Raw genomic sequence first — 7,820 nt, forward strand, 5'->3', positions numbered from 1 at the left:
GCCGGGAGGGGGAGGGCGGTGAGCTGTCCTGGGCGACGAACGTGCCCGAGCCGTGGCGTCCCTCCAACCAGCCCTCGGCGTAGAGCTGCTGGTAGGCCTCGGTGACCACGGTCCTGCTCACGCCCAGCTGCGCGGCCAGGGCGCGGCTGGAGGGCAGGCGTTCCCCGGGTGCGAGCGTCCCGCCGGACATGGCCTCCCGCAGTGCGTCGGACAGCTGCGTCGTAAGGGGGCGGGCGGTGGAACGGTCGAGGTGGAAGGCCGGTTCGGCCAGGCGGCGGGGCACAGTGGTCCTTCGTTTTCGGGCAGAAGTGGCCATGGTCGTAAGGTCCACTTGCTTTCTAGGCTACGGTCATGCTCTCCACGACAGAACGCACCCGGCTGCGCCGCGGCAAGCACAAGGCCCGTACCGACCGGGCCGACCTGTACGACCTCCTGGACGAGGGGGTGGTGTGCCACCTGGGGGTGGTGGTCGACGGCGCGCCCATGGTGGTGCCCACCGCCTACGGGCGGATCGGCGACACCCTGTACCTGCACGGTTCGACCGGGGCGCGGTCGCTGCGCGCGGGCGGTGAGGTGTGTGTGACCGTGACCCTGCTGGACGGCCTGGTGCTGGCCAGGTCGCTGTTCCACCACTCGGTCAACCACCGCTCCGCGATGGTCTACGGCGTGCCTCGGGTGGTGGAGGACGAGCGGGAGCGGTTGGAGGGGCTGCGCGCGCTGGTCGAGCAGTTGACGCCGGGGCGGTGGGATGAGGCCCGCCAGCCGACCGCGAAGGAGTTGGCGGCCACGCGCGTGCTGGCGCTGTCGCTGGAGGAGGCGTCGGTGAAGGTGCGGACGGGGCCGCCGGCGGACGACGAGGAGGACCTGGCCCTGCCGGTGTGGGCGGGGGTGCTGCCGGTGCGGCGGGTGTTCGGGGCGCCGGAGCCGGATCCGGGTCTGGCTCCGGGGCTGGAGGTTCCGGCCTCTGTGGCGGGGCGGTCGCTGTTCCCGTCGCCGCTGTCCTGAGGTCGGCCGTTCCGGGAAAACGGTACGCGGGAAAACCGCGGGGCCGACCCGTCGGACATTCTTCGGCCTATTGGATAGGCCAATAGTCCTTTATTGCGGTGCGTTCGCCAGCCGGACACCGTCCTGGTCACCGCCGCCGGGGGAAGCGGCCCTGCGGTGTGGCGAATCTCGCGTGAAACGGGGGTCGGGCGGTGTGGCCGAGCGTTTTTTGTGGGGTTCCCACAACGCATCGGCTTCGCTATGCGTGGTTCGGCCCATTGGTGTACCGGGCGGTAACCGACCAGGGTAGAAAGGTAGGTGCAGGCGACGCTCCGAGACCCGGACGTCGCCTTCTGCGCGTGGTACTTGGGAGGCTCAACCGGTGTTCAGTCGTGTCGCCATCGTCAACCGTGGAGAGGCCGCGATGCGGCTCATCCACGCTGTCCGGGACCTCTCAGCGGAAACCGGCACGCGGATCGAGACGGTGGCCCTCCACACCGACGCCGACCGCGACGCCACCTTCGTCCGCGAGGCCGACGTCGCCTACTCGCTGGGTCCCGCCTCGGCCCGTCCCTACCTCGACCACGCCGTCCTGGAGCGCGCGCTGGTCCAGACCGGCGCCGACGCGGCGTGGGTGGGCTGGGGCTTCGTCGCCGAGGACCCGGCCTTCGTCGAGCTGTGCGAGAGGATCGGCGTCACCTTCGTCGGGCCCAGCGCCGAGGCCATGCGCAAGCTCGGCGACAAGATCGGCGCCAAGCTGATCGCCGAGGAGGTCGGCGTCCCGGTCGCGCCGTGGAGCCGCGGCGAGGTCGCCACCCTGGAGGAGGCGCTGCGCGCCGGTGAGGAGATCGGCTATCCGCTGATGCTCAAGGCGACCGCGGGCGGCGGCGGTCGCGGTATCCGCATGGTCGCCTCGGGCGAGGACCTGGCCGAGGCCTACGAGCGCACCAGCCAGGAGGCGCTGCGCGCCTTCGGCTCCGGCGTGGTCTTCCTGGAGCGCCTGGTTACCGGCGCCCGCCACGTCGAGGTCCAGATCATCGCCGACGGACAGGGCACGGCGTGGGCGCTGGGCGTGCGCGACTGCTCGGTGCAGCGGCGCAACCAGAAGATCATCGAGGAGTCGGCCTCCCCGGTCCTGGACGCGGAGCAGACCGCGCACCTGAAGGCGTCGGCCGAGCGGCTGGCGCTGGCCGTGGACTACCGCGGCGCGGGCACCGTCGAGTTCCTGTACCACCCGGGCGAGAAGCTGTTCGCGTTCCTGGAGGTCAACACCCGCCTCCAGGTCGAGCACCCGATCACCGAGATCACCACCGGCACCGACCTGGTCCGGCTCCAGTTGCACGTGGCCAGCGGCGGCAGGCTGGAGGGCCCCCAGCCGGTCGAGTCCGGCCACGCCGTCGAGGCCCGGCTCAACGCCGAGGACCCCGACCGCGACTTCGCGCCCGCCCCGGGCCGCATCGCGCGCCTGGTCCTGCCCTCCGGTCCGGGCGTGCGCGTGGACACCGGTGTGCGCGAGGGCAACACCATCCCGGCCGACTTCGACTCGATGATCGCCAAGGTCATCGCCTACGGCCGCGACCGCGAACAGGCGCTGGCCAGGCTGCGCCGCGCGATGGCCGAGACCACGGTGATCATCGAGGGCGGCGCGACCAACAAGAGCTTCGTGCTCGACCTGCTGGACCAGCCCGAGGTGATCGACGCCAGCGCCGACACCGGCTGGATCGACCGCGTGCGCGCCCAGGGGCGCCTGGTCAGCCACCGCCACTCCGCGGTGGCCCTGGCCGCGGCCGCGATCGAGGCCTACCAGGACGAGGAGGAGGTCAGCCGCCAGCGGCTGCTGTCCACCGCGCACGGCGGCCGTCCGCAGGTGCAGCACGAGAGCGGCCGTCCGCTGGACCTGAAGCTGCGCGGCGTGGGCTACCGGGTGAGCGTGGCCAGGGTCGGGCACCGGCGGTTCCGCGTCGGCGTCTCCGGAGGCGGCGACGTGCACCCGGCGGACGTGGAGGTCGAGCGCTTCGACGCGCACAGCGGCCAGATCGTGGTCAACGGCCACCGGTTCCGGCTGGTGTCGGCCACACACGGACCGGTGCACCTGGTCGAGGTGGACGGCGTCACGCACCGGATCAGCCGCGACGAGGGCGGTGTGCTCCGCTCCCCGGCGCCGGCCCTGGTGGTGGCGACGCCGTTGGCGGTGGGCGACGAGGTCGAGTCCGGCGCGCCCGTCCTGGTGCTGGAGAGCATGAAGATGGAGACGGTGCTGCGTGCGCCGTTCCGCGCCCGGGTGCGCGAGTGCCCGGTGTCGGTGGGCAGCCAGGTCGAGACCGGTGCGCCGCTGATGCGGTTGGAGCCGCTGTCCGACGGGGACGCCGAGGAGGCGGAGTCGGGCTCGGAGGCCGTGGCGATCGAGCTACCCGAGGAGGCCGGGGAGGCGTCCGCGGCCGAGCGCGTGGAGCGCGGCCTGCAGGACCTGCGCGGTCTGCTGCTGGGCTTCGACGCCGACCCGCACGACCGAGGGCGGGTGCTGGCCGACTACCTGGTCGCGCGCGCCGAGATGGGCGGTCGTCCGGTCGAGGGCGAGCTGGACCTGTTCACGGTGTTCGCCGACCTGTGCGAGCTGAGCCGCAACAAGCCGGGCGGGGAGCCCGACACCGAGCCGCACAGCTCGGTGCACAGCCCGCGCGAGTTCTTCCACAGCTACCTGCAGAGCCTGGACGTGGAGCGCGCCGGGGTGAGCGAGGGCTTCCAGGCCAAGCTCACCCGGGTCCTGGCCCACTACGGGGTCTCCGACCTGGACCGCACGCCGGAGCTGGAGGCCGCGGTCTTCCGGATCTTCCTGGCCCAGCAGAACACGGGCGCCGCGCTGGCGATCGTGTCGGAGCTGCTGCGCCGCTGGCTGGCGGGCGGGCCGCCCGCGGAGGCGCTCAGCGAGCGCGCCGGTCTGGCCCTGGAGCACCTGGTGGAGGCCACGCAGGTGCGCTTCCCCGCGGTGTCGGACCTGGCCCGCGGTGTGGTCTTCCGCTGGTTCGCCCAGCCGCTGCTGCGCCGCAACCGGGCACGGGTCTACGCCGCGGTGCGCGACGACCTGCGCCACCTCGACCGCGACCCGGACGCGCCGGACCGGGCGGAGCGGATCCAGGCCATGGTGGCCAGCGCCGAGCCGCTGGTGCGGCTGGTCGGCCAGCGCATGGGGCGGGCCGGGCGCGACCACGCCCCGCTGCTGGAGGTGCTGACCCGCCGCTACTACGGCAACCGCGGGCTGTCCGGGGTCGCGGCGCGCGAGGTCGGGGGCTGCCGGTTCGTCACCGCCGAGCACAACGGCGCGGGCGGCCTGACGCGCGTGGTCACGACCGCCGTCGACATCGCCGCCCTGCCCGACGCCCTCGGCGCGGTCGGTGAGCTGGCCGCCGACGTGGCCGAGCGCGGCCTGGTGGCCGACCTCTACCTCACCTGGGAGGGCCAGCCCGACGCCGACGCGATGGCGGTGCGGCTCGGGGGGCTGCTGGCCGAGCACCCGCTGCCCGCGGGCGTGCGCCGGGTCACCGCCACCGTCGCCGGTACCAGCGGCGCGGTGATGCACCACCACTTCACCTTCCGGCCCGAGGGGGACGGCTTCGTCGAGGACCGGCTGATCCGCGGCCTGCACCCGCAGATCGCCCGGCGCCTGCAGTTGCAGCGCCTGCGCGAGTTCGACCTCACCCGGCTGCCCTCGGCCGACGAGGAGATCTACCTGTTCCGGGCGGTGGCCAAGAGCAACCCGGCCGACGAGCGCCTCTTCGCGATGGGCCAGGTCCGCGACCTGACGCCGCTGCGCGAGGCGGACGGGCGCCTGATCGCGCTGCCCGCGCTGGAGGACACGGTCACCGGGTGCCTGGACGCGATCCGCAACATCCAGGCGCAGCGCCCGCAGAACCGGCGCTTCGACACCAACCGCATCATGATGTACGTGTGGCCGGCGACCGAGCTGACCCCCGAGGAGCTGGACACGCTGGTCCAGCGGCTGCTGCCGACCACGGCAGGGGCGGGGCTGGAGGAGGTCCAGTTCCTGGCCCGCCAGCGCACCTCCTCCGGTGAGCTGACCGAGGTCGCGGTGCGCATCAGCCTGGACCAGGGCCAGGACGCGCGGGTCCACGTCGAGGAGCCCTCGACCGAGCCGGTGCTTCCGCTGGACGACTACCGCCAGAAGGTGCTGCGCGCGGCCCGGCGCGGGACCGTCTACCCCTACGAGCTGACCGGCCTGCTGTCGGGTCCGGGCGGCGGTTTCACCGAGTACGACCTGGACGACAACGGTGTGCTGGTCCCGGTGGACCGGCCGCGCGGGCACAACTCCGCGGCGATCGTGGCCGGTGTGGTCACCACGCCGACCGTGCGCCACCCCGAGGGGGTCACGCGCGTGGTGCTGCTGGGCGACCCGACCAAGGCGCTGGGCGCGCTCTCCGAGCCCGAGTGCTCGCGGGTGATCGCCGCGCTGGACCTGGCCGAGTCGATGCGGGTGCCGCTGGAGTGGTTCGCGCTGTCGGCGGGCGCGCGGATCTCGATGTCCTCGGGCACCGAGAACATGGACTGGGTCGCGGCCGCGCTCAAGCGGATCGTGGAGTTCACCCAGGACGGCGGCGAGATCAACATCGTGGTCGCGGGCATCAACGTCGGCGCCCAGCCGTACTGGAACGCCGAGGCGACGATGCTCATGCACACCAAGGGCATCCTGGTGATGACGCCGGACTCGGCGATGGTGCTCACCGGCAAGCAGTCGCTGGACTTCTCCGGCGGGGTGTCGGCCGAGGACAACTTCGGCATCGGCGGCTACGACCGGGTGATGGGGCCCAACGGGCAGGCGCAGTACTGGGCGCCGAACCTGGCCTCGGCCCGTGAGATCCTCATGGCGCACTACGACCACACCTACGTCGTGCCGGGGGAGGAGGCGCCGCGCCGGGCCAGGACCCTGGACCCGGTCGACCGCGACGTCTCGGCGTTCCCGCACGCGGTGGCGGGCAGCGACTTCGCCACCGTCGGCGAGATCTTCTCCGCCGAGCACAACCCGGACCGCAAGAAGCCCTTCGACATCCGCACGGTGATGCGGGCGCTCTCGGACCAGGACCACGCGGTGCTGGAGCGCTGGGCGGGCATGGCCGACGCCGACACGGCGGCGGTGCAGGACGTGCACATCGGCGGTTGGCCGGTGTGCCTGGTGGGGATCGAGTCGCGGTCGGTGCCGCGGCACGGCTTCCCGCCCACCGACGGCCCCGACACCTACACGGCGGGCACGCTGTTCCCGCGTTCGTCCAAGAAGGTGGCGCGGGCGATCAACGCGGCGTCGGGCAACCGGCCGCTGGTGGTGCTGGCCAACCTGTCGGGGTTCGACGGCTCACCGGAGTCGCTGCGCAAGCTCCAGTTGGAGTACGGGGCCGAGATCGGCCGGGCGATCGTCAACTTCGACGGCCCGATCGTGTTCTGCGTGATCTCGCGCTACCACGGCGGCGCGTTCGTGGTGTTCTCCAAGGCGCTCAACCCGAACATGACGGTGCTCGCGCTGGAGGGCTCGTTCGCCTCGGTGCTGGGCGGGGCCCCGGCGGCGGCCGTGGTGTTCGCCGGTGAGGTCAACACGCGTACCGCGAGCGACCCGCGGGTGACCGGGCTCCAGGAGCAGGTGTCGGCGGCCAGCGGCGCCGAGCGGGCCGCGCTCAACGCCCGGTTGGCCGAGACGCAGTCCTCGGTGCGGGCGGAGAAGCTCGGCGAGGTCGCGGCGGAGTTCGACCGGGTGCACAGCATCCAGCGCGCGGTCGAGGTGGGTTCGGTGGACGCGATCATCAGCGCCGCCGAGATGCGGCCGCGCATCATCGAGGCGATCGAGCACGGCATGAAGCGTTAGGGCCGGTCGTGGGCGGGGCGCGGGTGGACCGCGGCCGCCCGCGTGGGGCGGGGGTGCGGCGGCAGACCGCGGCCCCGCCCCGTTCGTGTTGTCAGCGGATCTTCTCGCCGTACACGTGGTCGACGGGCATGGTCATGAGCACCCTGCGGTCGGAGACCATGACCGACCGGTACTCCTCCCAGTCGGGGTGCTCCCCGGCGGCGAGGCGGTAGTAGTCCACCAGTGACTCGACCTCGGGGCCGTGCGGGTCGGTGCCCGGCCCGGTGAGGGTGGCCACGCCCTCGGCGGTGGCCCACGCCCAGCCGTCGGCGCTGGTGACCTGGAGCGTGGCGCGCGGGTCGCGGCGCAGGTTGGCGGTCTTGGCCCGGCCCTCGGTCATGGAGACGTGCAGCAGGTCGGTCTCGGCGTCGTAGAAGGGCTGGACGGGGGAGAGCTGGGGGCGGCCGTCGGCCTTGATGGTGGCCAGGACGCCGAGCCTGCTCTGGGCGAGCAGCGCGCGCGGGTCGAACGTCGTCGTGGTCATGTTCCAGGACCCCTCTCTGCCGGATGCTGGTGGTGCGCGGTGGTGCGGGGCCGTGTGCGGCCGGTCACGATCGTACTCCCGGTGTGTGCGCCGGTCCCGGCTCCGCCGCGTGGTCCGCGCCGCCGTGTCCGCCGGCCGCGGCCCGCGCGAGCGGGCCCGCCATCCGGTGTTCCGGGGCGCCCGCGTCCGTGTCGGCCGGAGCGAGGGCGCGGCCCCAGCGCTCCACCGGCTCCCCGGAGCCGCGCTGACCGGGGCGGGCACCGGAGCGGTGGCGCGGGCGCGGCCCCTGTGCGCCTTCCGGCCGCGAGGGGCCGAGGGGGCCTTGATAGTCTGCCGGGGCCAGTCGTACCACGTACGTGGTCAGGGAATCCGGTGCGAATCCGGAACTGACGCGCAGCGGTGAGGGGGACGGGCGGGGTACTCACGCCACTGGGGCGGAGGCCGCGG

General features: G+C 73.2%; 4 protein-coding genes and 1 riboswitch. Of the genes, 2 read left to right on the forward strand and 2 right to left on the reverse strand.

All coding sequences use genetic code 11. The features are described from left to right. Positions 1-283: GntR family transcriptional regulator (locus tag DQW06_RS10940; RefSeq protein ID WP_157983402.1), on the reverse strand; the 283-nt coding region annotated here is incomplete at its 3' end. A 68-nt stretch (positions 284-351) separates the two neighbouring features. Here DQW06_RS10940 and DQW06_RS10945 point away from each other — a divergent pair. Both DQW06_RS10945 and DQW06_RS10950 read left to right on the forward strand, forming a co-directional pair. Next, positions 352-1,005, forward strand: coding sequence for a pyridoxamine 5'-phosphate oxidase family protein (locus tag DQW06_RS10945; RefSeq protein WP_117198389.1), 654 nt, complete (start codon positions 352-354; stop codon positions 1,003-1,005). Positions 1,006-1,366: 361 nt separating this feature from the next. Further along, the gene (locus tag DQW06_RS10950) at positions 1,367-6,850 is read left to right on the forward strand and encodes a carboxyl transferase domain-containing protein (protein ID WP_117198390.1); all 5,484 of its coding nucleotides are present in this window, start codon (positions 1,367-1,369) and stop codon (positions 6,848-6,850) included. Positions 6,851-6,941: 91 nt separating this feature from the next. Here the strand turns inward: DQW06_RS10950 and DQW06_RS10955 are convergent, their stop codons facing one another. Then, the gene (locus DQW06_RS10955) at positions 6,942-7,373 is read right to left on the reverse strand and encodes a PPOX class F420-dependent oxidoreductase (protein ID WP_013152643.1); all 432 of its coding nucleotides are present in this window, start codon (positions 7,371-7,373) and stop codon (positions 6,942-6,944) included. 323 nt (positions 7,374-7,696) lie between these two features. Continuing rightward, a riboswitch (cobalamin riboswitch) is annotated at positions 7,697-7,820 on the forward strand. This riboswitch is flagged as partial in the annotation.

The organism is Nocardiopsis sp. TNDT3 (assembly GCF_003427465.1).
GTDB classification, from domain to species: domain Bacteria; phylum Actinomycetota; class Actinomycetes; order Streptosporangiales; family Streptosporangiaceae; genus Nocardiopsis; species Nocardiopsis dassonvillei.

Bases quoted from the DNA above. Each gene is read 5' to 3' on its own strand.
- DQW06_RS10945 (WP_117198389.1), top strand. From the start codon at position 352: ATGCTCTCCACGACAGAACGCACCCGGCTGCGCCGCGGCAAGCACAAG.
- DQW06_RS10955 (WP_013152643.1), bottom strand. From the start codon at position 7,373: ATGACCACGACGACGTTCGACCCGCGCGCGCTGCTCGCCCAGAGCAGG.